Source organism: Vibrio alginolyticus NBRC 15630 = ATCC 17749 (assembly GCF_000354175.2).
Lineage (GTDB): Bacteria > Pseudomonadota > Gammaproteobacteria > Enterobacterales > Vibrionaceae > Vibrio > Vibrio alginolyticus.
In genome coordinates this window covers 1,780,787-1,804,840 of the sequence record NC_022359.1, presented here as the reverse complement: position 1 = coordinate 1,804,840, position 24,054 = coordinate 1,780,787, and the positions used below count along the sequence as shown (strand labels likewise).

The 24,054-nt window shown below is 43.7% G+C and carries 22 protein-coding genes; 13 read left to right on the top strand and 9 right to left on the bottom strand.

Features of this window, described 5'->3' with window-relative positions; translation table 11 throughout:
- Nucleotides 1-117: 117 nt before the first annotated feature.
- Nucleotides 118-876 carry a DeoR/GlpR family DNA-binding transcription regulator gene (locus N646_RS23230; protein ID WP_017821540.1) on the bottom strand — a complete coding sequence of 253 codons (759 nt, stop codon included), beginning with the start codon at nucleotides 874-876 and terminating at the stop codon, nucleotides 118-120.
- A 274-nt stretch (nucleotides 877-1,150) separates the two neighbouring features.
- On the opposite strand from N646_RS23230, the gene ltnD reads away from it, so the two are divergent.
- From ltnD to N646_RS23200, 6 genes are all read left to right on the top strand, one after another.
- A complete protein-coding gene (gene ltnD / locus N646_RS23225) occupies nucleotides 1,151-2,059 on the top strand; it encodes an L-threonate dehydrogenase (protein ID WP_005375356.1) in 909 nt (302 codons plus the stop codon).
- Between the two features lie 25 nt (nucleotides 2,060-2,084).
- On the top strand, nucleotides 2,085-3,341 hold the full coding sequence (gene otnK, locus N646_RS23220) for a 3-oxo-tetronate kinase (RefSeq protein WP_031777204.1): 1,257 nt from the start codon (nucleotides 2,085-2,087) through the stop codon (nucleotides 3,339-3,341).
- 11 nt (nucleotides 3,342-3,352) lie between these two features.
- Nucleotides 3,353-4,000: a 3-oxo-tetronate 4-phosphate decarboxylase gene (otnC, locus tag N646_RS23215; RefSeq protein WP_005385078.1), complete on the top strand. Its 648-nt coding sequence runs from the start codon at nucleotides 3,353-3,355 to the stop codon at nucleotides 3,998-4,000.
- Nucleotides 4,000-4,776, top strand: coding sequence for a 2-oxo-tetronate isomerase (gene otnI, locus N646_RS23210; RefSeq protein ID WP_017821538.1), 777 nt, complete (start codon nucleotides 4,000-4,002; stop codon nucleotides 4,774-4,776). Before otnC ends, otnI begins: the two co-directional genes overlap by 1 nt.
- A 61-nt stretch (nucleotides 4,777-4,837) precedes the next feature.
- Nucleotides 4,838-5,797, top strand: coding sequence for a D-erythronate dehydrogenase (gene denD, locus N646_RS23205; protein WP_017635260.1), 960 nt, complete (start codon nucleotides 4,838-4,840; stop codon nucleotides 5,795-5,797).
- Nucleotides 5,797-7,290, top strand: coding sequence for a GntP family permease (locus N646_RS23200; protein WP_005375369.1), 1,494 nt, complete (start codon nucleotides 5,797-5,799; stop codon nucleotides 7,288-7,290). Before denD ends, N646_RS23200 begins: the two co-directional genes overlap by 1 nt.
- A 266-nt stretch (nucleotides 7,291-7,556) precedes the next feature.
- Here N646_RS23200 and rcnR read toward each other — a convergent pair whose 3' ends face one another.
- Nucleotides 7,557-7,829, bottom strand: a complete 273-nt coding sequence (gene rcnR / locus N646_RS23195) for a Ni(II)/Co(II)-binding transcriptional repressor RcnR (protein ID WP_005375370.1) — start codon at nucleotides 7,827-7,829, stop codon at nucleotides 7,557-7,559.
- Between the two features lie 135 nt (nucleotides 7,830-7,964).
- On the opposite strand from rcnR, the gene N646_RS23190 reads away from it, so the two are divergent.
- Together N646_RS23190 and N646_RS23185 are read left to right on the top strand one after the other, a co-directional pair.
- A complete protein-coding gene (locus tag N646_RS23190; protein ID WP_017821537.1) occupies nucleotides 7,965-9,041 on the top strand; it encodes a nickel/cobalt efflux protein RcnA in 1,077 nt (358 codons plus the stop codon).
- A 549-nt stretch (nucleotides 9,042-9,590) separates the two neighbouring features.
- Nucleotides 9,591-11,150, top strand: coding sequence for a methyl-accepting chemotaxis protein (locus N646_RS23185; RefSeq protein WP_017821536.1), 1,560 nt, complete (start codon nucleotides 9,591-9,593; stop codon nucleotides 11,148-11,150).
- 147 nt (nucleotides 11,151-11,297) lie between these two features.
- Here the strand turns inward: N646_RS23185 and N646_RS23180 are convergent, their stop codons facing one another.
- Nucleotides 11,298-12,197 (bottom strand): LysR family transcriptional regulator, encoded by a 900-nt coding sequence (locus tag N646_RS23180; protein WP_017821535.1) that lies wholly within the window; start codon nucleotides 12,195-12,197, stop codon nucleotides 11,298-11,300.
- A 141-nt stretch (nucleotides 12,198-12,338) separates the two neighbouring features.
- Here N646_RS23180 and accD point away from each other — a divergent pair, with 141 nt between their 5' ends.
- On the top strand, nucleotides 12,339-13,202 hold the full coding sequence (gene accD, locus N646_RS23175) for an acetyl-CoA carboxylase, carboxyltransferase subunit beta (protein WP_017821534.1): 864 nt from the start codon (nucleotides 12,339-12,341) through the stop codon (nucleotides 13,200-13,202).
- Between the two features lie 31 nt (nucleotides 13,203-13,233).
- Here accD and N646_RS23170 read toward each other — a convergent pair whose 3' ends face one another.
- Nucleotides 13,234-14,211, bottom strand: a complete 978-nt coding sequence (locus tag N646_RS23170) for a hypothetical protein (protein ID WP_017821533.1) — start codon at nucleotides 14,209-14,211, stop codon at nucleotides 13,234-13,236.
- 448 nt (nucleotides 14,212-14,659) lie between these two features.
- Here N646_RS23170 and N646_RS23165 point away from each other — a divergent pair, with 448 nt between their 5' ends.
- Entirely contained in the window at nucleotides 14,660-17,086 is a 2,427-nt protein-coding gene (locus N646_RS23165; RefSeq protein WP_017821532.1) for a M9 family metallopeptidase, read from the top strand.
- Between the two features lie 280 nt (nucleotides 17,087-17,366).
- Nucleotides 17,367-17,597: a PAS factor family protein gene (locus N646_RS23160; RefSeq protein ID WP_005375384.1), complete on the top strand. Its 231-nt coding sequence runs from the start codon at nucleotides 17,367-17,369 to the stop codon at nucleotides 17,595-17,597.
- Nucleotides 17,598-17,674: 77 nt separating this feature from the next.
- On the opposite strand, the gene N646_RS23155 is transcribed toward N646_RS23160, so the two are convergent.
- Together N646_RS23155 and N646_RS23150 are read right to left on the bottom strand one after the other, a co-directional pair.
- Nucleotides 17,675-18,052, bottom strand: a complete 378-nt coding sequence (locus N646_RS23155) for a carboxymuconolactone decarboxylase family protein (protein ID WP_017821531.1) — start codon at nucleotides 18,050-18,052, stop codon at nucleotides 17,675-17,677.
- A 58-nt stretch (nucleotides 18,053-18,110) separates the two neighbouring features.
- Nucleotides 18,111-18,467, bottom strand: coding sequence for a MerR family transcriptional regulator (locus tag N646_RS23150; protein WP_017821530.1), 357 nt, complete (start codon nucleotides 18,465-18,467; stop codon nucleotides 18,111-18,113).
- A 520-nt stretch (nucleotides 18,468-18,987) separates the two neighbouring features.
- Here N646_RS23150 and N646_RS23145 point away from each other — a divergent pair.
- Entirely contained in the window at nucleotides 18,988-20,337 is a 1,350-nt protein-coding gene (locus N646_RS23145) for an alpha-amylase family protein (protein WP_017821529.1), read from the top strand.
- Between the two features lie 108 nt (nucleotides 20,338-20,445).
- On the opposite strand, the gene N646_RS23140 is transcribed toward N646_RS23145, so the two are convergent.
- Nucleotides 20,446-20,739: an ArsR/SmtB family transcription factor gene (locus N646_RS23140; protein WP_005375388.1), complete on the bottom strand. Its 294-nt coding sequence runs from the start codon at nucleotides 20,737-20,739 to the stop codon at nucleotides 20,446-20,448.
- A gap of 244 nt (nucleotides 20,740-20,983) precedes the next feature.
- Here N646_RS23140 and N646_RS23130 point away from each other — a divergent pair, with 244 nt between their 5' ends.
- Complete coding sequence (locus tag N646_RS23130; RefSeq protein WP_005375389.1) at nucleotides 20,984-21,277, top strand: hypothetical protein; 294 nt, start codon at nucleotides 20,984-20,986, stop codon at nucleotides 21,275-21,277.
- A 92-nt stretch (nucleotides 21,278-21,369) separates the two neighbouring features.
- Here N646_RS23130 and N646_RS23125 read toward each other — a convergent pair whose 3' ends face one another.
- Nucleotides 21,370-23,334 carry a monovalent cation:proton antiporter-2 (CPA2) family protein gene (locus N646_RS23125; RefSeq protein WP_005375390.1) on the bottom strand — a complete coding sequence of 655 codons (1,965 nt, stop codon included), beginning with the start codon at nucleotides 23,332-23,334 and terminating at the stop codon, nucleotides 21,370-21,372.
- Nucleotides 23,331-23,948, bottom strand: a complete 618-nt coding sequence (locus tag N646_RS23120; RefSeq protein WP_005375391.1) for an NAD(P)H-dependent oxidoreductase — start codon at nucleotides 23,946-23,948, stop codon at nucleotides 23,331-23,333. The genes N646_RS23125 and N646_RS23120 overlap by 4 nt, the downstream gene beginning before the upstream one ends.
- Nucleotides 23,949-24,054: the final 106 nt, after the last annotated feature.

The window sequence follows — 24,054 nt, the reverse complement described above, 5'->3', positions numbered from 1 at the left end:
TAGAAAACAAAAGGATGTGTTTTCTGCCAGAAAGTACACAGCACGGTCTATGTATATTGGAAGCACCTATAAATTAACGAGTATAAAAGTTACGCGAACTCAGATGTTTAGGTAGTGTTACTCTTTATACACACGTAATCCTTTATCCGTTAATTCTTGAGTGACCACTTCGGATAGGTTTCGATCGGTAATAATTCCGTCCAATTGCTCGATGTCTAATGCATGAAAGCTCGCTATCTGACCGTATTTAGTTGAGTCTGAGATCAGATAATTGGTTTGTGCCGCCTTGATGATTGCTTTTTTAACGAGAACTTTATTTTCATTAGGTGTTGATAAGCCTTTCAAGCTCCAAGATGAAGTCGAAATAAAGGCGATATCAATATTTAGCCCATTCAAGAACTCTGCGACTTTTCCACCAATGGTGGATTGGTTCTCGCGGTCAATTTTTCCCCCAGTGTGGTAAAGCTCACATTCACTGTGCGCCATAAGGAAAGCAGCAATAGAGAAGTCATTGGTGATCACTAAAAGATCATTACGATTTGCTATTTGATGGGCGATTTCTAGAGAGGTTGTTCCCGCATCCAAGTAAATCGTAGCGTCTTGACCAATTAACGTAGCCGCCAGCTTACCAATTTGAATTTTTTCATCCGCTTGTTGCTCGACCTTCGCATCATGGGAAAGTTCGGAATGTAGAGCTTGAGCGAGTTGCACTCCACCAGAAACAGAAACGACTTTACCTGAGGATTCAAGCTTCACGATATCACGACGAATGGTCATATGTGATACGCCAAGGTGGTCGGTTAAATCTGAAATGCTTAACACTTCTTGATGTGATAACAGGGATAATATGGTTCTTTGACGTTCTGCTGGGATCATAGTTTCACTTCTATATTCTTGTTTTTCAGTATCCTACCAATCTTTTCATTTGTTGTGAATATCTGTGAATTATGTTCTCAACGTTGTAAGAACAGCCTTCGCTTGTGTTAACTGCTCGGAATATCTCTGCCCATAAAGAGGTATATATCACGACATTGTTAATTTGTGTGAAAAAATGTGATTCAAAGCGAGGTCTTAGTATTAATCTTCACATATAATCACACCAACCAAACAAGAATTAACAAAGTTTAATAGACCAGAAGGCATTGTTTTTATGAGTGAAGTTCAATCTGTAGGTGTTATCGGTTTAGGCTCTATGGGAATGGGCGCCGCAAAGTCATGTGTGCGTGCAGGCCTAGATGTCTATGGTTTCGATTTAAATTCTCAAGCGCTTGAAGAGTTAGGTTCATTCGGTGCAAAAGCTGTTTCTACAAATGCAGTTGAGTTTGCAGATAAGCTTGATTCGGTTCTAGTTCTTGTTGTGAACGCAGCTCAAGTTAACACGGTCTTGTTCAAGACCGGTCTTGCTACAGCGCTTAAGCCGAATACGCCAGTAATGGTTTCAGCAACCATCTCAGCAGAAGACGCAAAACAAATTGAAGCGAAATTGGCAGAACACAATCTTGTGATGCTTGATGCACCGGTATCTGGTGGTGCTGCAAAAGCAGAATTAGGTGAGATGACTATTATGGCGTCGGGAGCGCAAAGCACATTTGATGCACTTGAACCAGTACTCAACGCAACGGCAGCTAAAGTCTACAACATCGGTGAAGCGATTGGCCTAGGCGCAACTGTGAAGATTATCCACCAATTGCTAGCAGGTGTTCATATCGCAGCTGGTGCTGAAGCAATGGCATTAGCGGCACGTGCAAACATTCCTCTTGACCTGATGTACGACGTGGTGACGAATGCAGCGGGTAACTCTTGGATGTTTGAGAACCGCATGAAGCATGTAGTTGATGGTGATTACTCCCCTAAATCTATGGTCGACATCTTTGTGAAAGATTTAAACCTCGTATCGGACACAGCAAAAGATCTCAAATTTCCACTTCCTCTATCAAGCACAGCACTAAACATGTTTTTGAGTGCAAGCAATGCTGGTTTTGGCCAGGAGGACGACAGTGCCGTTATCAAGATTTTTGATGGTATTGAGCTTCCAGGTGTAGAAAACAAACAGAAATAAGCGCACGTAAAACGGAGAAAAAATGATGTTATTAGGCGTTATCGCAGACGACTTTACTGGCGCAACAGACATCGCAGGTTTTCTTGTAGAAAACGGCATGCGCACAGTTCAGCTTAACGGTATTCCAAAAGAAGAGATTGATGTAAACGCAGATGCGGTCGTGATCAGTCTTAAATCTCGCTCTTGTCCTGTAGATGAGGCAATCGAGGATTCAGTAGCGGCGCTTAAGTGGCTGCAAGCAAATGGCTGTCAGCAGTTTTACTTCAAGTACTGCTCAACGTTTGACAGCACAGCAGAAGGTAACATTGGTCCTGTAACGGATGCACTGCTTGCAGAGCTAGGTGAAGCGTTCACCATTGTCTGCCCATCATTACCAGTGAATGGTCGCACAGTTTTCAACGGCCATCTATTTGTATTCCAAGACTTGCTAAGCGACTCAGGTATGCGTAATCACCCTGTGACACCAATGACTGATTCAAGCCTAGTTCGTATGATGGATGCTCAATCTCAAGGCAAATCTGGCCTGGTGAACTTCCAAATAATTGAACAAGGTCCAAAAGCGGTAATTGAGCGCTTTGAAGAGCTAAAAGTACAAGGCAACCGCTACGCAGTGGTTGATGCATTCAATGCAGAGCATCTTGTCACACTTGGCCAAGCGGCGAAGTCTCTAAAACTGGTAACTGGTGGTTCTGGTTTGGCTGCGGGTATTGCTAAGAACTGGATAGAGAGCCTTGAAGATCAAAGTGATGCGAAGCAAGAGGGGAACCCTAAAAAGGCACCAACCGTTGTGTTATCTGGATCTTGTTCTGTCATGACCAACCAACAGGTCGCTGTTTACAAAGAAAAAGCGCCACACTTTGCTATTGATGTGAAGGCGTGTCTGACGGAAGAAGACTACTCAAATCAAGTGTTTGATTGGGTCATGACCAACATCGAAAGCGAGTTCGCACCACTGGTTTACGCAACCGCAGATGCAGCGGCGTTAAAAGCGATTCAACAAGAGTTTGGCGCGCATGCTTCAAGTCACGCGGTTGAACAATTCTTTAGCCAACTTGCAATCAAACTTCAGCAGCACGGTGTGAAAAATTTCATCGTTGCGGGTGGGGAAACCTCAGGGGTTGTAACCCAAAGCCTAGCCGTAAAAGGTTTTCATATTGGTCCTCAAATCGCACCAGGTGTACCTTGGGTGAAGTCACTTGAAGGCGAGCTTTCTTTGGCTCTGAAATCGGGCAACTTCGGCGATGAACACTTCTTTGCCAAAGCACAGTCGTTTTTTGAATAGGTGAGGTTGTGATGAATAAAGAATTGATGACAGAACAACAACTGCGAGAGCAAATGGTCACTATGGCGCGCTCTATGTTTGAACGTGGCTATGCGACTGGCGGCGCTGGCAACCTTTCTCTAAAACTGCCTAATGGACACTTTCTGGCAACGCCAACTGGTTCTTCGTTCGGCCGCTTGATTGCTGAAGAGCTTTCGGTTGTGGATATTGATGGCAACCATATCTCTGGTGAAAAGCCATCAAAAGAAGTGGCTTTTCATCTGGCGATTTATCGAAATAACTCAAAGTGTAATGCGATTGTGCATCTGCATTCTACTTACTTGACGGCGCTTTCTTGTCTTGAAGGTCTAGACCGCGAGAATGCCATCAAAGCTTTCACACCTTACTTTGTAATGCGCATTGGCGAACTGCCAGTGATTCCGTACCTGCGCCCGGGCGACCCTCAGATTGCTGAAGAACTTGCGCAGCGGGCTAGTGACTACAGAGCTTTCCTCCTGGCGAACCATGGTCCAGTGATCACGGGTACGGACTTTGAAGATGCAGTGGATAACGCAGAAGAGCTAGAAGAGACAGCGAAGCTAGCGTTCATTCTTAAAGACAGCAACATCCGCTACTTAACGGATACTGAGATTCAAGACCTAAAAGGGAGAGGTAAGTAATGGCTAAATTCGCGGCAAATCTGACAATGTTATTCACAGAAGTTCCTTTTCTAGATCGTTTCGAAAAAGCACACCAAGCGGGCTTCAAAGCGGTGGAATACCTTTTCCCATACGCATTCGAAGCGCAAGAACTAGCAAGCAAGATACAGCAGTTTGGTTTTGAGCAAGCGTTATTCAACATGCCTCCAGGTGATTGGGATGCAGGTGAACGAGGTTTTGCAGCTATTCCGGGGCGTGAGGATGAATTTAAAACGAGCGTCGAGACTGCGCTGATGTACGCCAAGGCACTGAACTGTAAAAAGGTTCACGCTATGCCTGGCATTGTTGATTCACGCTTCACTCGTGATCAGCATATTGAAACCTTTATCTCAAACATTCGTTATGCAGCGGATAAGTTTGCCGAACAAGGTGTTGAGCTGATGATTGAGCCACTCAACAATCGCGATGTACCGAACTACTTTGTTGCACATCAACGTGAAGCGGTGGAACTCATCAAACAAGTGGCTCGTCCAAACGTGAAATTGCAGATCGATCTCTATCACGCACAAATTATGGACGGTGATCTGAGTACGTTGATTCGCGATGTGGCGCCATACACAGGCCATATTCAAATTGCTTCTGTGCCTGAAAGGCACGAACCATCGGAAGGCGAACTGAATTACCCACACCTATTCAATGTTTTGGATGACTCTGGTTACCAAGGCTGGATCGGTTGTGAATACAACCCAAGGCATAGCACGCAGCTGGGCCTTAGTTGGGTTAAACCATACCTATAACAATTTTAATTTCTATCCATAAATAACTTGAAACCAATTACAAAAACAAAGGGTCGTGACTATGAATATTATCATAACTGGAGGGGCGGGTTTTCTCGGAACCCTACTTGCCAAATCACTACTAAAAGAAAACAAAGCTGAAAGTATTACTATTGTCGACATTCAAAAGTCGCGCTTAGAGGGCATTGATGACCGAGTCGTTTCTTTAGTCATGGATATGACAAAGCGAGAAAATATAGACCAAGTTATTACTGCCGAAACGACACACATTTTTCATTTAGCGGCAATTGTATCGAGCCATGCTGAGCAAGATTTTGATTTAGGCGTAGCTGTAAACCTGACGACCACACAGTTATTGCTTGAGCGTTGCCGTAAAGTAAACCCTAATATTCGTTTTACGTTTGCTTCATCTTTAGCTGTATTTGGTGGTGATCTTCCGGAAACGATTACACCAATAACAGCTCTTCATCCTCAGTCATCCTACGGGACGCAAAAAGCCATAGGTGAATTATTGGTTAACGACTATGCCCGTAAAGGCTTTGTTAAAGCTGTATCCGTACGTTTACCGACTATTTGTATTCGCCCTGGGAAACCAAACCTTGCCGCTAGTTCTTTCGTAAGCGGAATTATTCGTGAGCCTTTGAATGCTCAAGAATCAAATTGTCCTGTAGACCCTACGCTAAAACTTTGGATATCGAGCCCGTCTAGAGTGGTGGACAATATTCAATATGCAGGGCTAATGCCTTATGAGCAGTTAAATAATCTGTCCTATAGAACGCTTAATTTACCTGGTATTCAAACTACACCAGCTGAGATGATTCAAACAATGGACACTCTAATGGGTAAACAACTTTCTAATTATATTACCTATGAGCATGATGCGGGTATTGATCGTATTGTGAGTAGTTGGCCACAAAAAATTGATTGTACTAAAGAACTGGAGCTTGGATTTAAAGCAGACAGTAATTTCAAGGATGTATTACAACAATTTATTTCTGTTAACAATATGGAGATTGTCTAATGTTACCAACCTCAGTAATTGGACTAATAGTAGCCGTATCAGTCCTTGTTTTTCTTGTATTACGTACAAAAGTACATGTGTTAATTGCGATGTTAATTGCGGCATGTATCGCAGGTATTATTGGTGGGTTAAGTGTTGACGACACGATTGCGACCGTTAGCAAAGGATTTGGTGGAACATTAGGCGGTATAGGGATTGTCATCGGTCTCGGCGTTATGATGGGGGCTATTTTAGAGGCTTCTGGAGCAGGAGAAAGTATTGCCTATAATTTTATAAAGTGGTTAGGAAAAAAGAAAGAAGAGGCCGCTCTTGCTGTAACTGGCTATATTGTTAGCATCCCAATCTTTGTGGATAGCGCGCTTATCATTCTTTATCCAATAGCGAAGTCTTTGTCAAAAACGTCTAATCGCTCGATTTTAACGCTTACGGTTGCTCTGGCGGGCGGCTTGGTCGTAGCGCATCACGCTATTCCGCCGACTCCAGGGCCTTTGGGAGTTGCTGGTATCTTTGGTGTCGATCTTGCCAGCATGTTAGGTTTTGGTTTGATGATCGCAGCGCCTTGTGTCATGGGTATTGTTTGGTATGCAAGATGGTTAGAAAAACAGTTTCCTGAATTCATTCCAACCGAACATTTCTCGAAGTCTAGTGAGCAACTGATTAATGATCACAAAGAGTACATTGCAAGTAAAGAAGCGAAAGACCTACCATCTTTAAGTAAATCTATCGCTCCAATTATTATCCCTATTTTACTTATACTTGCGAAATCAGTGATGGGTTTATTAGAGGGGACTTTCGGTTTCGAAGGGCTGACTGCAACAACATTTGGTCAATTTATCGCTTTTATCGGCAGCCCTACTATTGCACTATCAATAGCGACGTTATTAGCGGTTTACACTTTGGGTAATAACCTTACCAAAGAAGAAGCGAATGAAAAGATGGAACAAGGAATCTCCACTTGTGGCATCATTTTGTTAGTAACAGGAGCTGGTGGCGCGTTAGGTGCCGTATTGCGTGAAACGGGTGCGGGCGCAGAGATTGCTAACCAAGTTGCAGGGCTTCCTATTTCTGCGGTTATGATTCCATTTATTATTGCGACGTTAGTTCGTATTATTCAGGGCTCTGGTACAGTCTCCATGATAACCGCTGCTTCTATATCTGCCCCAGTTTTAGTAAATATTCCTGACGTTAACCTTTTATTCGCAGCGACGGCAGCTACGATGGGATCTCTATTTGCTGGCTACTTTAATGACTCGCTATTCCATATTGTTAATCGACTAATGGGGGTGACTGAGGTTAAGAAACAACTCATTATTTGGACTATTCCAACAACAATTGCTTGGGCTATTGGTGGTTCATTAGTCATGATTCTTAACTTATTCTTCGGATCTCATGGTTCAATCTTTGATCCTGTGTTACCACTTGCTGTACTTTTGGGGTGTGTTGCATTTACAAAATCTTACAGCGCTAAGCACGTCGAATTACAAGAGGTATAAAGGTTTACTTGTACTCTTCCATAAAGTAAAAACCTATCACAATATGTATTTTTATCAGATAGTTTAGAGTTTTTTAATAATATGAACGGCCCTATGTTTGGGCCGTTTTAGTTCTTATAAATAAACTATTTAAATTGAACCGATATAGGTTCCGTTTTCAACTTAATCAATATGAAATGGAATTGTTATTTCCCGCTTAGTAAGCGATTACCTATAAAGGATCTATTCGAGTTTAACCCTAGTGACTTTACTCTAGCGAATTAGGGTTACTTTATATAAGAGTCCAGTACTTTTAATACGACTTCCATATCTTTTTCACGTTGAGTTTTGTCTTCCTCAAGTACAACGTGCTCAAGTAAGTGACCTTTAATTACTTCTCGCATCAAACCATTTACTGCTCCCCGAATAGCGGCAATCTGCTGCAATACATCTTGGCATTCATGCTCTTCTTCCAGCATTTTTTTAAGTCCATTCACCTGACCCTGTATTTTACTGACTCGAGTGTTGAGCTTCTTTTGATCTCTGGTTGTATGCGACATGTCTTATCTTCTTTAAGTTACGGGCCGAGTTATTCTAACTGATAATGTAGCACTCAATTTATACTGGGGGGTAGTATTTAATACTAGGGGGGAGTATAGTTTGCGATAAATTAGAATCAACAACAGAGAACAACAATGGATTTTGTCGCGTTACTACAACAAGGTAATGGGTGGTTCTTTATTCCCAGTGCCATTTTGCTTGGCGCCTTGCATGGTTTAGAACCTGGGCACTCTAAAACGATGATGGCGGCGTTCATTGTCGCGGTGAAAGGAACGGTCAAACAAGCCGTGATGCTGGGTTTAGCTGCCACACTTTCTCACACTGTAATTGTATGGTTAATCGCTGTTGGTGGGATGTATATTAGCCAGAAATTCACCGCTGAAGCGGCTGAACCATGGATGCAACTTATCTCTGGAGTCATTATCGTGACAACCGGCGTATGGATGTTTTGGCGGACATGGAGCGATGAGCGAGCTTGGAACAAAGCTCAGGATCATGCTCGCGACTGGACGACACAAGTTGTGGATACAGGACATGGGCATGTTTCGCTTTCGATTACACAGGAAGGGGACCATCACCGTTTCCAGTTGCGAACACTCAGCGGTAAACCTTTAACTGCTGAAGGTATCAAGGTTTCGGTATCGAGTGATGGTTATCAACCTGCTGATATTTATCACTTTATAGAGCGTGATGGATACTTGGAATCGGCGTCTTGCATTGAAGTCTCTAATGGACTTTCTGTCACTTTGATCATCGGGCACCATGATCATACCCATGACTTTGATGTACATTTCCGTCCTGGTTCTCATTTAGAAAGCGAAGATAAGGAATATCAAGATGCTCACGAGCGCGCTCACGCTTTAGACATTCAAAAGCGCTTTGAGAATCGAGACGTGACGAATGGGCAAATTCTGCTGTTTGGATTAACGGGCGGTTTGATTCCATGCCCTGCTGCGGTAACGGTTTTGCTTATCTGTTTGCAGCTTAAGGCAATGACTCTTGGTGCGACTTTAGTTGTGTCATTCAGTATTGGCTTAGCCTTGACTCTGGTTGCTGTTGGCGTTGTGGCAGCAGTGGGCGTGCAAAAAGCGACATCTAAATGGAGCGGTTTGAATGATGTTGCACGTCGAGCTCCCTACTTATCGGGCGTCTTGATCAGTGCAGTTGGTTTATACATGGGTATGCATGGATACATATCGCTGACGAGTTAAACTCTGTGGTAAAGATTTTTTCCTTTCTTTTTGTATGGGTAATGGCTTAATGCCTTGGTTTGCATATTTTGCTACCGATTCTTGATTGAGAATCACTCGATCTGACATCGCTGCCATATCTACAAACCAAGTCATTCTCGCTTCACCAAGCATCTCGGATTACAACCGCTGCGATTGTGGCTCTAATATCTGAATCTGAGATACTAAATGATAAAACGGGAGCACTGACCACAGCGCTCCCGACGGTCAAAACGCTAATTAGAAGTCTTTTCTTTAATGTTCGATACCAATTTGGTCGCATAGTTAAATTTAACTATGTAAACGTTTCCTTTTTGCGTACTCGTCCCTTCGCCAAACCTCGTAGAAATGTGACGTTTTGAAGACTTTTTTCCTTCTGTCTAAAGTAATCGGGAACCAAGCAGATACATAGTTATAAAGTTATGTCTTGCTCTGCCAAACAGACCCAAAATGCAGTTTGGTTGGTTTTGGAGAAGAAAGGCTTAGCGCTCGATTAATGAGCATCAATTGAATTGTATTGAGACAATTATAATGAAAAGAATCATCTTATTAGCAGTCTGCGCCATGTTTGGTATTGCTGTCGTGGCGAGTATGGCATCAACGTACCTAATTTCGAGTCAGAAAATCGATGACATCATCTTAAACAAATCCCAAGTTCAAGCTGAGTTTCTAGCGGGAAATGCGAGTTATATTTTGGAGAACTCAGCCAATCCAATGCAAGATTTACAATCGCTTGTTGAGGGGCTGAAACAACGTTCAGACGTGAGTTATGCCGTTGTAATTGACCGTAACGTAACGGCAGTAGCCCACAGTGATAAGCACAAGCTGAACAAAACCTATAACGATGAATATACTGTTGAAGGCGCGACGAGAGGTGTTCAACAGTACTCAAAGTGGTATGCCGATGTCCAGAAAGTATGGGTGTTTGACATCATGGCACCAATTTATGTGGATGGTCAGTTATACGGTACTTTTGATATTGGTATTCCTATTACCGAAGTGAGCCAAGCGACGAATGGAATTATTACTTACCAGTTGATCTCTATGGTGGCGATCTTCGTTATGTGTGTTTTGATTCTGTCACTTCTGCTAAATAAACTGATGAGACCGCTTTCTGCGCTTAAAGACGCTCTACAAGACATCTCAAAAGGAGACGGAGACTTAACCGTTCGTTTGCCAGCGAAAGGTAATGACGAAGTCGCGCAAATTTCTTCTGCTTTCAACGTTTTTGTTGGGAAAGTACATGAGATTATTACACAAGTTGTAAATACTGGTGTGGAGCTTAATAGTTCAGCTGTCGCTTTGCGTGGGCAATCTCAACAAGCGCTCACAAGAGGGCAAGAGCAGAACGAGCAAACCATGCTGGTTGTCACATCCATGAACGAAATGATTGCGACGGTCAATGAAATTGCCTCCAATGCTGCTGGAGCGGCAAATGCTGCGAGTGCAGCAAGTAATGAAGCGCAAGATGGCTACACGACGCTAGAAAGAACCAAAACGGCGATGACTAATCTTGAAAACGAGATGAACAGCACTTCCAACATTATCGTGAGTCTTGCTGAAAATACTCAGTCGATTGGTAGTATTCTAGAGGTGATTAGAGGTATTTCGGAGCAAACCAATCTATTGGCTCTCAATGCGGCTATCGAAGCGGCACGCGCTGGTGATGCCGGCCGAGGTTTTGCAGTCGTAGCTGATGAAGTTCGCAACCTAGCGACTAAAACGGCTCATTCTACCGATGAAATTGACAACATGATTCACCAGCTACAAACTGAAGCTCAAAGTGCGGTGAATTCAATGAGCAATAGTAAGGCTCTTATTGAAGAAGGAACGGCAGAAACCGAGTTAGCTCGACAGGCTTTAGAAGCAATAGCTGCACAAGTGACGACTATTTCAGATATCAATACTCAAGTAGCAACCGCAACAGAACAGCAATCAACGGTAGCAAACGAAATTAATATGAACATGGATACCGTCAGCCACTCAGTGAAAAGTGCGCTAACGGCGAGTGAGCAACTAGAAGAATCAAGTCAACAACTCGCGGAGCTATCGCGAACACTCGATCGTCACGTAGGAGCGTTTAGAATCTAAACGCCAACTGACCCTCTTTAATAAAAGCCAGTAAATGTTAATTGCTGGCTTTTTTATTTGAAAAAATCGAGTCTCAAATCGCTTAGCGGTGTTTGTCCTTTCTAGACGATAAAACAGAGTACGATAAATTAGTTGAGTAAAGCTTAGCTAGGCGTTAAGTTTTGCGTTTTGCTTTAAATGTTCAACAAACATAGATATTTTCTTAGCTACATGTTTTCTTGACGAGTAAAAGGCGTAAAGTACTAAATCCTCAGGTTCGTACTCTAGAGTGACGATTTCTAGCTCACCATTTTTGATCTCATTTTGGCATGACTCAATTGGCAATATTGCGTATCCAAGCCCTGATAACGCGCCATATCTGGCGAGATGACCGCTGTTTACTTTGAATGAAGATTGCACAGTTTGAGTAATATGGCCCCCAGCAGGGTTTCTGAATACCCATGGTGCACCATTTACTGCGGTAAGCGTCGTGATGCAGGGAACATGACTTAGATCCGTAATTTTGTAAGGGGGGGCGTATTTCTCAATTAGTTGAGGCGCGGCTAAAATGGCACTGGGCCAGCGTTTTATCTCTCTCGCCACCCAGTTACTGTCTGACAAAGTACCTCTGTGAAAACTCAATATTATATCAAAGCCATCGATAGCATCGCCTTTAGGGGCGAGCGTTGTATCACAATGCAAAGAGATTGCTGGATATTGATTGCAAAAGGAAACAATAGCTTTTGCCAGTACAGGTGTGTCTGGCATAAGAATTCGCAGTTCCCCTGTTACCGTGTGCGAGTGGCGCGTTACAGTTTCTAGTGCGGCGTTGAGTTGCTCCAATAACGGACGAGTGCTGCTATAGAGCTCTTCTCCAGCCTCGGTAGGCGTCATTCGCCTTGTTGTTCTATTGAACAACCTAATGTTTAACTTTTCTTCAAGCAGGGCAATGTGTCGGCTGACATTTGATGTTGGTATGTTCAAACACTCAGCGGCTCGCTTAAAGCTGTTGTTCTCATAAACACAGTGAAAACTTTTTAACCAGATTTGGTCAACGTTATCAAACATTTCATTATCCCACTTTATTGGATTATCAAGCCAGCATATCGCACTTTATCCCTGTACTAAGTTACATACAATTTTATTTACAAGTTTAAGCGAACAAACAACGAGATATCGCGCTAGAACGTAATCAATAGTGGTGAATTTATGAGCTGGTTAGAACGGTTATTTGAGAATAAAAATATAATAGGTTCGCGCAAAGCGTCTATCCCTGAGGGCGTTTGGACAAAGTGTCCTGAGTGTGAACAAATACTTTATCGTGCCGCGTTAAAAGAAAATTTGGAAGTATGCCCTAAATGCTCATATCACATGAGAATGGCTGCGCGTCAAAGGTTGATCTCTTTTCTGGACCATGGAACACAACAAGAGTTGGCAAGTGAGTTGGAGCCACAAGATATTTTGGGTTTTAAAGACTTAAAGCGATATAAAGAGCGAATTGCTTTAGCACAGAAAACGACTGGAGAAAAAGATGCGTTGGTGGTGATGGAGGGCAAGTTATTGGGGCTGCCTGTTGTTGCGTGTGCATTCGAATTCTCTTTCATGGCAGGCTCGATGGGCGCAGTGGTTGGCGAGAAGTTTGTCCGAGCAGTTGAAAGCGCAATTAATACAAAATCTGGGTTAGTATGTTTTTCCGCTTGCGGAGGGGCGCGCATGCAAGAGTCTTTGGTGGCACTCATGCAAATGTCAAAAACCAGCGCCGCGTTAAACCACTTATCTGAGCACAGATTACCCTATATCTCAGTATTGACGGACCAAACTTATGGTGGCGTCTCGGCGAGTTTAGCGATGTTAGGAGACATCAATATTGGTGAACCTAAAGCAAGTATTGGCTTTGCGGGAAGACGGGTCATTGAGCAAACGGTACGTGAAAAGCTACCAGACGAGTTTCAGCGAAGTGAATTTTTACTAGCGCATGGTGCGCTAGATATGATTGTCGATAGACGTGAAATGCGCGATCGCGTTGGCCGCTTACTGGCTAAGTTAACCAACGCGAGGGTGGTCTCAGAATAGGTTGTATTAAAGTTAGACTTAGTACTTGCGTTTATTGAGCCGTAATCATTACAAACCGTTCATTTTGCTCCCATCTTGGTTCCGCATTCATTAGGCTGAGATCCAACGCCGTTTGGTATGGGTCAACAGCAAAATGGTCGCTTACTAACCCCCAGAGCATCCAGTTGATTGCGGTTTCATTCTCGGTAAGCTCTTCGAGTGGCGCTTGGAGGAAAAAGTACTCATCTTCGCCATCGTAACCGAGCCGATCATAGATAATGTAGCGTAGCTCTCGATCCAAATCATGTTGGAGGTTGATTGAGTCGTACAGTTGCTCTTCTGTTGGGCCATTCTCATGGTGATAAACATTGCGTTTTGACTCTTTGCGTAAAGTACCTGCGCCAGTTTCAATGCTTACTTTCTTTTGTGAGTGTTGCTCAAGAACTTGAATGATTTCATCCTCTAGTTGATCGAGTTTACTCAGCAAAACTTGATTGTTTATGTCACCAGCGGGGGAGGCCATCGTTTGGAAGGCTTTCACTCTCTCGTAGACTGCTTTCCCGTGAGGAAGGGCTGCAAAACACTGTTCTTGGAGCGCTTCATTGGCTTGCCAAATGCCCGAGTAGAGCTCGTAATCATGTGTATATGGTGGAAGCTCTTCAGTATCTTCCCCTAATAATTCTCGCCAGTGCTTTTGCCACTGTTCTTCTTTTGCGTGTTTTACACGCGCGTATTGCTTAACCCAGCGGTTACGAAGTTTTACCCCAAAAATGGCAAGTCCCCATGGAGCGAGCAAATAAAAATAATAGTGAGAAGAGTTATCCCAAAAGTAACCGTAAACGTAAACACCAAAAGCAAGCACCCAAGTTCCAATAGTACAAGCAATAACCCCGGACATTATTGATGATTGGCGCTTTGTTTCTCTTAATGTATTACCTTCAGAACATAACCAAAAAATGCCGCCAAAAACAAAGGCAAACGTTGTCATGAAGTAGGCAATCCCCGTTCCCAAAAATCCCCAAAGTGACATGTATTATCCCTAGCCAAATATCTGCTTTATTCACTCATCAATGACTCGAGGAGTAAATGTGTTTGATTTGGCGGAGAATTTACCATTAATGCCAACCTTTTGATATGCACTCGATGACTTATTGGGAATGAGTCACAAATAAAAATAGATGGTATCAAGCATCAAAATTTAATTTAGAACCTTTGATTGTCGTGAACTCTATCTGGAAGAGTTAAGGGGGGCGTTTAAGGGCAATTTTCCTCATAAAGTCGTTATTTAGAAAAAGGTAAATTAATGTTTTTATTGATAATTGTGAGTTTTTGGGGAGTGGGATTGCTCCCATTTAATTAGAGTAAAAGACCTATTTTTGGGAGCGGTTTCATAAATTTTATGACACTGATTTCACTGTTTGAGCTGTAAAGAATATAAACCCCCACTCAATGTATGTTAATAATCAATGAGTGTTGTTATGTCTCATATCCGTTTTTTCCCGCGCCATCGTTTGGCGCTTGCTTGTATGCTAGCGAGTGTGTCTGGCTTCTCTTTTGCACAAAATCAGTGTGCTGTTGCTGATTTACAACAATCGCGAGATCTGGCTACTGCCGTTTCTGGTGCTGAGTATGATTGCTACCACGCTTGGTTTTCAGCACCTTCAGAAACGCTGAATGATATCTATAGTGAAGCGAGCCTAAGCCGTATCCAAGTCGCGCTGGATCAAGAAATCGCTCGCTATCGTGGTGAAGCAGATCAAGCTCGTATTCTAGAGAACCTAGGCGAATTTATTCGAGCGGCCTACTACGTTCGCTACAACGCTGGTACTGGTACACCTGAGTTTTCGCAAGCGTTGAGTCAGCGTTTTGCTCAGTCGACGAACCTATTCCTAAACAACCCTCATGCTTTGGATCAAGGTCGTGAACAAGTTGGTGCAATGAAGAGCCTGACTTTGATGGTTGATAACGTTAAGCAGTTGCCGCTGACCATGGATAGCATGATGGCCGCGTTGATGCACTTTAATCGTGAAACCGCGCAGGACACGCAATGGGTCGATGGTTTAAACAACTTGTTCCGCTCTATGGCAGGCCATGCGGCGAACGATGCGTTCTACCGATACATGGCAAACAATACACACCATATTGATACGTTGGTGAAATTCGCATCTGATAATGCTTGGGCATTAGATACGGATGCAAGCTTTATCGTTTTCAATGCATTACGTGAAACTGGTCGTTTGCTCGCGAGCCCAGATCAGGAGACCAAACGCAAAGCATTGGCAGTAATGCAACAGGTGATGCAGCGTTATCCACTGGGTAGTGAGCATGACAAACTATGGCTTGCTGCCGTTGAAATGATGAGCTACTACGCACCAGAAGGCCTAAATGGTCTGAATATTGAGCAAGCCAAGCAAGATTTAGCTGCACGTGTAATGCCAAATCGTTTTGAATGTCAGGGACCTGCCATTATTCGCTCTGAAGATCTGACTGATGCTCAAGCAGCGAAAGCGTGTGAAGTGCTAGCGGCAAAAGAAGCCGACTTCCATCGAGTTGCGAATACGGGTAATCAACCTGTCGCTGATGATTTGAATGATCGTGTTGAAGTGGCGGTATTCGCGAGTAACGCTAGTTACGTTGATTACTCTTCATTCCTATTTGGTAATACAACGGACAACGGTGGTCAGTACCTAGAAGGTGACCCTTCAAAAGCGGACAATACTGCCCGTTTCGTCGCTTATCGCTACGCGAATGATGAAGATCTCTCTATCTTGAACCTAGAACATGAATACACGCACTATTTAGATGCACGATTTAACCAATACGGTTCGTTCAGCGATAACTTGGCTCATGGTCATATTGTTTGGTGGCTAGAAGGTTTTGCTGAATATATGCATTACAAGCAAGGTTACCAAGCTGCGATTGAGCTGATTGCAGATGGTAAACTGAGCCTTTCCACTGTGTTTGATACCACGTACTCTCACGATACCAATCGTATCTATCGTTGGGGTTATCTAGCTGTTCGATTCATGTTAGAAAATCATCCACAAGACGTCGAAAGCTTGTTGGCATTGTCGCGCTCTGGCCAGTTCGAACAATGGGCACAGCAGGTGACGTCTTTAGGTCAACAATACGATGCTGAGTTTGAACGTTGGTTGGACACATTAAAAGTGGAACCTGAGCAACCTGATACAGACCCAGAGGAGCCAACAGAACCAACAAGCCCTGAAGCACAAGTGACTGAATTGACGGCGAACCAAAGCCTTCAGCTCAGTGGCGAAGCATACAGCGAAAAACTGTTCTACGTTGATGTTCCAGCCAACACCGTTAACTTCAATGTATCTATTGAGGGTGCGGGTGATGCGGATCTTTACATGAGCTACAACAAAGTCGCGCATTACTATGATTTCGAAATGAGTCAATATGCTGATGGCAGCAATGAAGAGATTGTGTTTGAACCAGAGCAAGATGGTTACGTTAAAGCGGGTCGTTACTACATCAGCTTAACTGGACGTGATAGCTATGACTCAGTGAATCTTGTGGCTGCGTTAGAAGTGGAAGCGCAAACACCGCCAACCCAAGTGCAAGATGATTTAGCACCTGTGGTATTAGAGTCTGGTGAAGCCAAAATGCTTACCGTTCACAAGCAGCGTTATGCAGCAGTTTATGTGCCTGAAGGTGTTGAAGAGGTTCGTGTATGGCTAACGGCCCACTCTCAAACTGGTAATGTCGATCTATACGCGAGTAGGGAGCATTGGCCTACAGTAGAGCAGCACGAGTATGCGTCCAACTATGCAGGCAGCAATGAATACCTTGCGATTCCTGTTACTGAAGTAGGGTACGTGCACTTCGCTCTTCAGGCTCCAGAGCAAGGCGATGACGTTGAAATGCTAGTGCACTTCAACTAAAAATTCGATTAACTAAAGTCGAGATAAAACGTCGCTGATACAGCGGCGTTTTTGTTTATATCGGACACGATTATGAACAAACAGCGGCGAATGCTAGTTAATCGGCTGGTTTATCGAGTTATCAGTTGCCCTTTTTCTAAACGGCTTTAGGTTTGTATTGCAATTTACCGCGTACATAAACTTTTTTAGCGACGCGTTCTGTGACCTAGCTTCTGATTTGTGCTTCCCAAATGGATACAATATATATGCACCCCGTGCAATAAAGTGAAAAGGGAAAGACATGAAAACGCTTATTTATGAAACGTTGATTAGCCTTGCTAACCAAGAACCAGAACAACATGCAAGAATCCGACAAAATCTCTATGAACAGTTGGATCTGCCGTTCGATAAGCAGCTGGCTTTGTATTCTTGTGCCCTTGGTCCTGCAAGTTCAGGTAAGTTGGAGAGCAGTCAAGGCATTAACAACGCGGTAGATTGCGCAGTTAAACTGCTTGAAACTCCTGAGCGCTAATTCACTCGTTGTTTTAATCACGGCCCGATCCCCAAGGGCCGTTTTTAATTGCGGTTAAATTGATTTCAACGTTGTTATTACTCTGCTCTTTCCGCTAGCACTTCTTTGAATGCAAACATGCCGTTTAATGCCGTGGGAAACCCTGCGTAGACGGACATCTGCAAAATGATCTCTTTAATCTCATCCTCGCTACAGCCTACATTCAGCGCTGCATTTAAGTGCACTTTTAGTTGCGGCGCGCAATTCCCCATTGCCGTTAGCGCGGCGACGGTTGCGATTTCTCTCGATTTTAGGTCTAAGCCCGGGCGAGCATAAATATCGCCAAACGGATACTCAATGGTGTACTGAGCTAAATCTGGACAAATATCTTGTAAGCTTTCGATGACATTATGACCAGCGTCGCCATCAATTTGAGAGAGTAGTTCTAATCCTTTGTTAAAGCGCGATTGTTCCATCGGTATGTTCCTAGTGAATAAATGTAAACACACCTTAATCGTTAGAGTTAACTCTAAGTCAACGAACTTTTCCACTTGTATACAAGGCAATTTTTTCTTCTAGAGCCGATAAGTGCTTTTTCTGTTGCTCAATGTGGCGTTTGAGGTTTTCTTGGTGTTGTTCTAACAGGGCTTGACGTTGTGGTACAGATTGAGAGCCGACTTCCCTTAATTTGGCATACTCTAGAATCTCTTCAAGTGGCATTGCAGTTTCTTTTAAACGCTTAACAAAGCTTATCCAGTTTAGATCTTTCGAACTATACATTCGATGTCCACTCGCGTTTCTATGGACATGTTTAAGTAAACCGATTTTTTCATAGTATCGAAGTGTATGAGCAGATAGCCCGACGAGGTCAGAAAATTCTTTGATATTCATTATTATCCTCCAAGGTAGAGCATACCCCATAGAGATAAGCTAAGTTTCGCATTTTGAAGTCATTTCGGGACAGATACAAACAGAAATCTTTAGTCTTTTAACGCTAGGTATGGTGATTTACTGGATTTTTGAAACGCGCCAAACGTGATCCATCTGCCAGTTTCGTTTTATTAACAATTGATTACTCAACGGGTTGGCTTGGCTATTTTTATCCTTTGGGCCTATTTTAGGGCGTACATAGGTCTTATGTTCTATCTTTTTAAATTTAAGTTTTTGTTAATCAAAACAATGCCTTAGTTTTATGTTGGTCTGTTCGGGTTGTATGTCGTGTGCCCGTTATTCACTCAGAACGATTTATCGCTGTGCAATGGATGAGTCGCTACGCCTTCGATTTCAGCCTTGAGTTAGTGCTAAAAGGGTGAGTGCCTCTGATGAATAGCTTTTATAATTTCGATTATTGAATTCACTCACAAAAAAATGCAAACAAGTAATCGTGAGTGGAAACGAGCAGGAGAACAACATGAGTGGCTCACAGGAAACACAATCATTCGGTGCAAACGTTATCTTACATGCGTTTGATTGGAAGTATGCTGACATTGCCCAACGAGCAAAAGAAATCCGCGAGCTTGGTTATGGCTCTGTGTTGGTTTCGCCACCAATGAAAAGCGCACACGATGAGCGCTGGTGGCAGCGTTATCAACCACAAGATTATCGTGTTATCGATAATGCTTTGGGTGATACCAAAGATTTTATTCATATGGTTCGTGAACTGGAGCAAGTTGGTGTGTGGGTTTATGCCGACGTAGTGTTTAACCATATGGCAAATGAGGCCCACCTTCGCAGAGACCTTCAGTACCCAAGACAAGAGGTCTTGGAGGAATACCAGAACAACAAACAGAAATATCAGTCGCTAGCGTTGTTTGGCGATCTATCTCAACCACTTTTTGATGAAGAGGACTTTGTTGAAGCATTCGGCATCAAAGACTGGAAAGATAAGTGGCAGGTTCAAAACGGACGTATCACAGGTGGGCCAACCGATCCTGGCTTGCCAACTCTTCGTGTTTGTGACCATGTCGTTGAGCAGCAGCGAGCGTACCTAAAGGCGCTGAAAGCTATTGGTGTGAAAGGTTTTCGTATTGACGCTGCGAAACACATGACGTTAGAGCATCTTAAGCGTGTTTGGACAGACGACATCACGCGGGATGTGCATATATTTGGTGAAATTATTACCGATGGCGGTGCGACGGAAGAAGAGTATCAGCTGTTTCTTGAGCCGTATCTACAGGAAACTCGCCTAGGTGCGTACGATTTCCCTTTGTTCTCAACCATGTTTAAGGCGTTTGCTAAAAAGGGCAGCTTCAAGTCTCTGATTGATCCCTATTGTTTTGGTCAGGCTTTGTCCCCCGGTCGTGCGATTACATTTGCTATCACACATGATATTCCTAACAATGATGTCTTTCTTGATCTCATCATGGACGAGGAAAACGAATGGTTAGCTTATGCCTATATTCTAGGCCGAGATGGCGGTGTGCCGTTGATTTATACCGACTTAAACACCAGCGGTATTAAAGGTAAAAATGGTCAGCCAAGGTGGCAAGGTGCATGGAGCGATCCGAGAATGGCAAAAATGATCCAGTTCCATAATATGACGCATGGCGAGCCGATGAGTGTTCTTGAAGGTAACGATGGCATGCTCGTACTTAAGCGAGGTGACAAAGGTATTGTGGTGCTTAATAAATCACAGCGTCAACAGTCTTTGACATTAAAAACGGATGGCAATTGGGTTGATTTGATGACAGAACAAATCATTCCAACTGACGGTAAGTTAATCGTACCATCTAAGTCGTCGATGTTACTTGTCGCGAACTAGAAGATGTACACACCGAGCTTAGCAACTTCGGTGTGTATGTTTTTCATCGTCATTCACGTTCTGCTGAAGTTCAATAGAAACTCAAACTCTCTCGTTTTTGCTAGAAATTTATGAGCACTCGTTAACGCAACATTCTGCTTTTAAAAAACCAATTACGTCATCTAAGCACTGATACTCTGCAACACAAAAAAGGGTTCTACCCTCGCGGCGCTGGGTGAGAAGACCAGCTGAAGCAAGGCTCGAGATATGATGAGAGAGAGTGGATGCTGGAATGCCAAGCTTTTCTTGTACGCCGCCTACCGCGATACCTTTGTATCCCGCTTTGACGACTTCTTTGTAAATACTTAAACGAGTCGGATGCCCTAACTCTTTTAGTGCTTTAGCAACGGCTTCAAGCTCCATACTGACCTCTAAAGAATGACCACAGTAATTTTGTTTCGATAATAGGGAAAGTCTCGGTAAATGCCAACTATTACGATCTCAGAACAATTTAAATCAGATGAGATTCATACTGGCTCTGCCTTCATGACAACAATTGTCTGTTCTAATGAGACAGATCAATCTTCATTATTATTTCACGCCACGTTCAAAATCCCTCGTCTACACTCAATGTTGAGTTGTCAGTTGGCAGACCAAGGAGGCGGCCATGATTGCGGTTCATAGAGATTATTGTTTGTCTAACAGTTCGGAGTTACATGCCCACGTTAAAGTCAATCCTGTCGGTAAATTAGAAGTTGAGATTGTTGAACTTCAAGAGCGCCACACCACAGAGTTTGATGATTTGTCTTTTGAGAGTCGTGGGTGTGAAACTCGAATCTGTGGTAAAGAAGACACAACTCCGTGGCAGTTCAATCTTGCAGTTACTGATGCGTTAGAGCTTTCTCATTTAGTGGAAGAAGCAAACGAAGAGTATGAGATTTTAATGAATGATCTTATGTAATATCGAGAAGATCATTTTATCCTGCACGGCGTGTGGCTCTGTACTGAAAAAATAAAAACCTCCCAAGTGGGAGGTTTTTAATATGGAGTGCGTTATCGTTGGATAGGCTCTTCTCTTGGTGGTGTTAGCTCTTGGACATTATCTTCATTAAAGTCATCGGCGTAACCTTTAGGTGGCGGTGTCCAACCTCGTTCTGACCGCGATAGTTTGTCATGACGATCTTTTTGCATCTCTTCCGCCATTTTCTCCTCTAACTGAATAAACAGTTGTCGGAAATTGTTGTCATAGCGTTCACCTTCAGAATCATCTTCCCAAGCTTTGTAGAGTATTTCTGACTTACGTGCTTCAACACGCTTATATGTCGCCTTCTGTTGTTCAACAAAGAAGGGGTGAATGCCAAGTGCTTTCATTGTGTGACCGCCCATCTCCAATGCAGAATGGTAGGTCTCTGATTCAATAATATCAGCTCCCGCTTGACGCAAAAGATAGCCATGTCCACGGTCAAAGGCACGTGCAATCACTGTTACTTTTGGGTACGTGTGCTTAACGTACTTCACCAGTTCTACACTCGATTCTTGGTTATCAATCGCCACAACCAACGCAGCGGCGTGCTCAATGCCGGCTGTATGTAGCATATCTGGTCGAGTCGCGTCGCCAAAATAGGCGCGAGTGCCAATCTGGCGCATGTTATCGACTTGGTCAGATTGATGGTCAAGTACCACGGTAGTCACGCCGTTTGATACCAATAGGCGATTCACTATTTGTCCAAAGCGGCCGATGCCGGCGATGATCACCGTGCCTGTTTCCTCAATCGTATCGCTTTCGCGTTCATTTGACTGGCTTTCAAAGCGCGGCAGAATCACTCTATCAAACAGAATAAACAAACCTGGTGTCAGGAACATCGAAATCGCAACCACTAACGCAAGAGTTTGTGAAAGTTCAAATGGGATGACGTGGTTTTGCACTGAAAAGCTTAGAAGCACAAAGCCGAATTCACCTGCTTGAGCCAAGCTTAGGGTAAACAGCCAGCGGTTGCTGCCTTTCACCCTAAATATCAGTGCAAGAATAAACAGCACCAAGGCTTTCAAAACCATCACGCCAATGGTCAATGCCATGACCAACCAGAAATCACCAAAAAGGACCGAGAAGTTGATCCCTGCGCCAACGGTAATAAAGAACAGACCTAACAATAAGCCTTTAAATGGTTCGATGTTGGATTCTAACTCGTGGCGGAATTCACTGTTCGCCAATACAACGCCAGCCAAGAAGGTTCCTAAGGCAGGAGATAAGCCCACTAAGCTCATCAGCGCAGCGATACCAATGACCAGCATTAGTGCAGTTGCGGTAAAGATTTCTCGCAAACCAGAGCTAGCCACATAATTGAGCAGAGGTCGACTTAAAAAGTGTCCACCAACGACGACGATTGCAATCGATGCTGTGATTACGATGCCGTATGCCCAGCCGGGCAACCCCGCAACGAGGCTTAATTCTTCATGGTGCGCTGCGGCTGTTTGAGCCGCGGACTGTGCCTGTTCAATTAATTCAGGTAAGGCCAATAGAGGAATGAACGCCAACATTGGTATCACTGCAATATCTTGAAAAAGCAACACGGAGAAAGCGTTTTGTCCACCTTCCGTCTTCGTTAATCCTTTTTCGCTAAAAGTTTGCAAAACAATCGCAGTAGAAGAGAGGGCGAAGATCAAACCTATGGCTAAGGCTATGGTCCAAGGCTGGTCAAAGTACAAGGCAATACCCATAATCGCCGCGACGGTACCACCGACTTGCAGACCTCCTAAACCCATTAAGCGATTGCGCATCGCCCACAACATTTTGGGTTCGAGCTCTAAACCGACGAGAAACAGCATCATCACCACGCCAAACTCGGCAAAGTGCTGTATTGTTGTTGTTTCTTCACCGACTAAACCGATAATTGGGCCAATGACCACACCTGCGATGAGATAGCCTAAAACGGACCCAAGTCCCAAACGCTTAGCAAGTGGGACTGCAATTACAGCAGCAATCAAATATACGAAGGCTTGTAAGAATATCCCTGTCATGAAGCCTCCTTAATGAGCTCTGGCAATGCGCTGTTAAGCTTGATTAATGACGCCGCAGCTTCAACATCCAACCTATCTTCGACTAAAGCTGTTAGCAGGCTCTTGTACCGCTCAACATGACGAGGGATTCGCCCTTCTTCATCTGCTGTACGTGCGCCAAACATCGCGAGAGGGGCAATGTAGTTCATGCCGGTCAGTGCGGACATTTGTTCAATAGGCGCAAGCAGTTGACGAATCGTAAAGTGGTTGTAGCCCTCTGCCTTATAAGCTTCTTCTTTGCCCCCTGCAGACAGCACACAAAGCATGGTCTTGCCTTGCAGTGCTGTGCCATCTGTACCGTAAGCAAAGCCATATTCCAAAACCAGATCTTGCCACTCTTTTAAAATCGCAGGCGTTGAATACCAATATAGTGGGAATTGGAAAATCACCACGTCATGCTCACGTAAGCGTTGCTGCTCACGGTCGATATTAATATCGAAACGAGGGTATTCGCCATAGAGATCAACACATGTCACGCCTTCAATTTTTTGAGCTTCTTTGAAAAGTGGAGTATTCACTTCTGAACGATGCTGGGAAGGATGAGCAAAGAGAATGAGTACTTTTTTATTTGCCATAGGGATCCTTGCTATCTAAATAACCATGCCCAGTAGGAGCGCGGGTTGGTTAGAAAATGTAACTCATAAATGATCGCCAAGCTAGTTTGGAAAACTGTTTAAGCTG

Bases quoted from the DNA above. Each gene is read 5' to 3' on its own strand.
- denD (WP_017635260.1), top strand. From the start codon at position 4,838: ATGAATATTATCATAACTGGAGGGGCGGGTTTTCTCGGAACCCTACTT.
- N646_RS23130 (WP_005375389.1), top strand. From the start codon at position 20,984: ATGATTGCGGTTCATAGAGATTATTGTTTGTCTAACAGTTCGGAGTTA.
- otnI (WP_017821538.1), top strand. From the start codon at position 4,000: ATGGCTAAATTCGCGGCAAATCTGACAATGTTATTCACAGAAGTTCCT.
- N646_RS23190 (WP_017821537.1), top strand. From the start codon at position 7,965: ATGGATTTTGTCGCGTTACTACAACAAGGTAATGGGTGGTTCTTTATT.
- N646_RS23145 (WP_017821529.1), top strand. From the start codon at position 18,988: ATGAGTGGCTCACAGGAAACACAATCATTCGGTGCAAACGTTATCTTA.
- N646_RS23155 (WP_017821531.1), bottom strand. From the start codon at position 18,052: ATGGAACAATCGCGCTTTAACAAAGGATTAGAACTACTCTCTCAAATT.
- N646_RS23170 (WP_017821533.1), bottom strand. From the start codon at position 14,211: ATGTCACTTTGGGGATTTTTGGGAACGGGGATTGCCTACTTCATGACA.
- N646_RS23230 (WP_017821540.1), bottom strand. From the start codon at position 876: ATGATCCCAGCAGAACGTCAAAGAACCATATTATCCCTGTTATCACAT.
- N646_RS23165 (WP_017821532.1), top strand. From the start codon at position 14,660: ATGTCTCATATCCGTTTTTTCCCGCGCCATCGTTTGGCGCTTGCTTGT.
- N646_RS23180 (WP_017821535.1), bottom strand. From the start codon at position 12,197: ATGTTTGATAACGTTGACCAAATCTGGTTAAAAAGTTTTCACTGTGTT.
- N646_RS23140 (WP_005375388.1), bottom strand. From the start codon at position 20,739: ATGGAGCTTGAAGCCGTTGCTAAAGCACTAAAAGAGTTAGGGCATCCG.
- N646_RS23125 (WP_005375390.1), bottom strand. From the start codon at position 23,334: ATGACAGGGATATTCTTACAAGCCTTCGTATATTTGATTGCTGCTGTA.
- N646_RS23185 (WP_017821536.1), top strand. From the start codon at position 9,591: ATGAAAAGAATCATCTTATTAGCAGTCTGCGCCATGTTTGGTATTGCT.
- N646_RS23150 (WP_017821530.1), bottom strand. From the start codon at position 18,467: ATGAATATCAAAGAATTTTCTGACCTCGTCGGGCTATCTGCTCATACA.
- N646_RS23200 (WP_005375369.1), top strand. From the start codon at position 5,797: ATGTTACCAACCTCAGTAATTGGACTAATAGTAGCCGTATCAGTCCTT.
- otnK (WP_031777204.1), top strand. From the start codon at position 2,085: ATGTTATTAGGCGTTATCGCAGACGACTTTACTGGCGCAACAGACATC.
- rcnR (WP_005375370.1), bottom strand. From the start codon at position 7,829: ATGTCGCATACAACCAGAGATCAAAAGAAGCTCAACACTCGAGTCAGT.
- ltnD (WP_005375356.1), top strand. From the start codon at position 1,151: ATGAGTGAAGTTCAATCTGTAGGTGTTATCGGTTTAGGCTCTATGGGA.
- accD (WP_017821534.1), top strand. From the start codon at position 12,339: ATGAGCTGGTTAGAACGGTTATTTGAGAATAAAAATATAATAGGTTCG.
- otnC (WP_005385078.1), top strand. From the start codon at position 3,353: ATGAATAAAGAATTGATGACAGAACAACAACTGCGAGAGCAAATGGTC.
- N646_RS23120 (WP_005375391.1), bottom strand. From the start codon at position 23,948: ATGGCAAATAAAAAAGTACTCATTCTCTTTGCTCATCCTTCCCAGCAT.
- N646_RS23160 (WP_005375384.1), top strand. From the start codon at position 17,367: ATGAAAACGCTTATTTATGAAACGTTGATTAGCCTTGCTAACCAAGAA.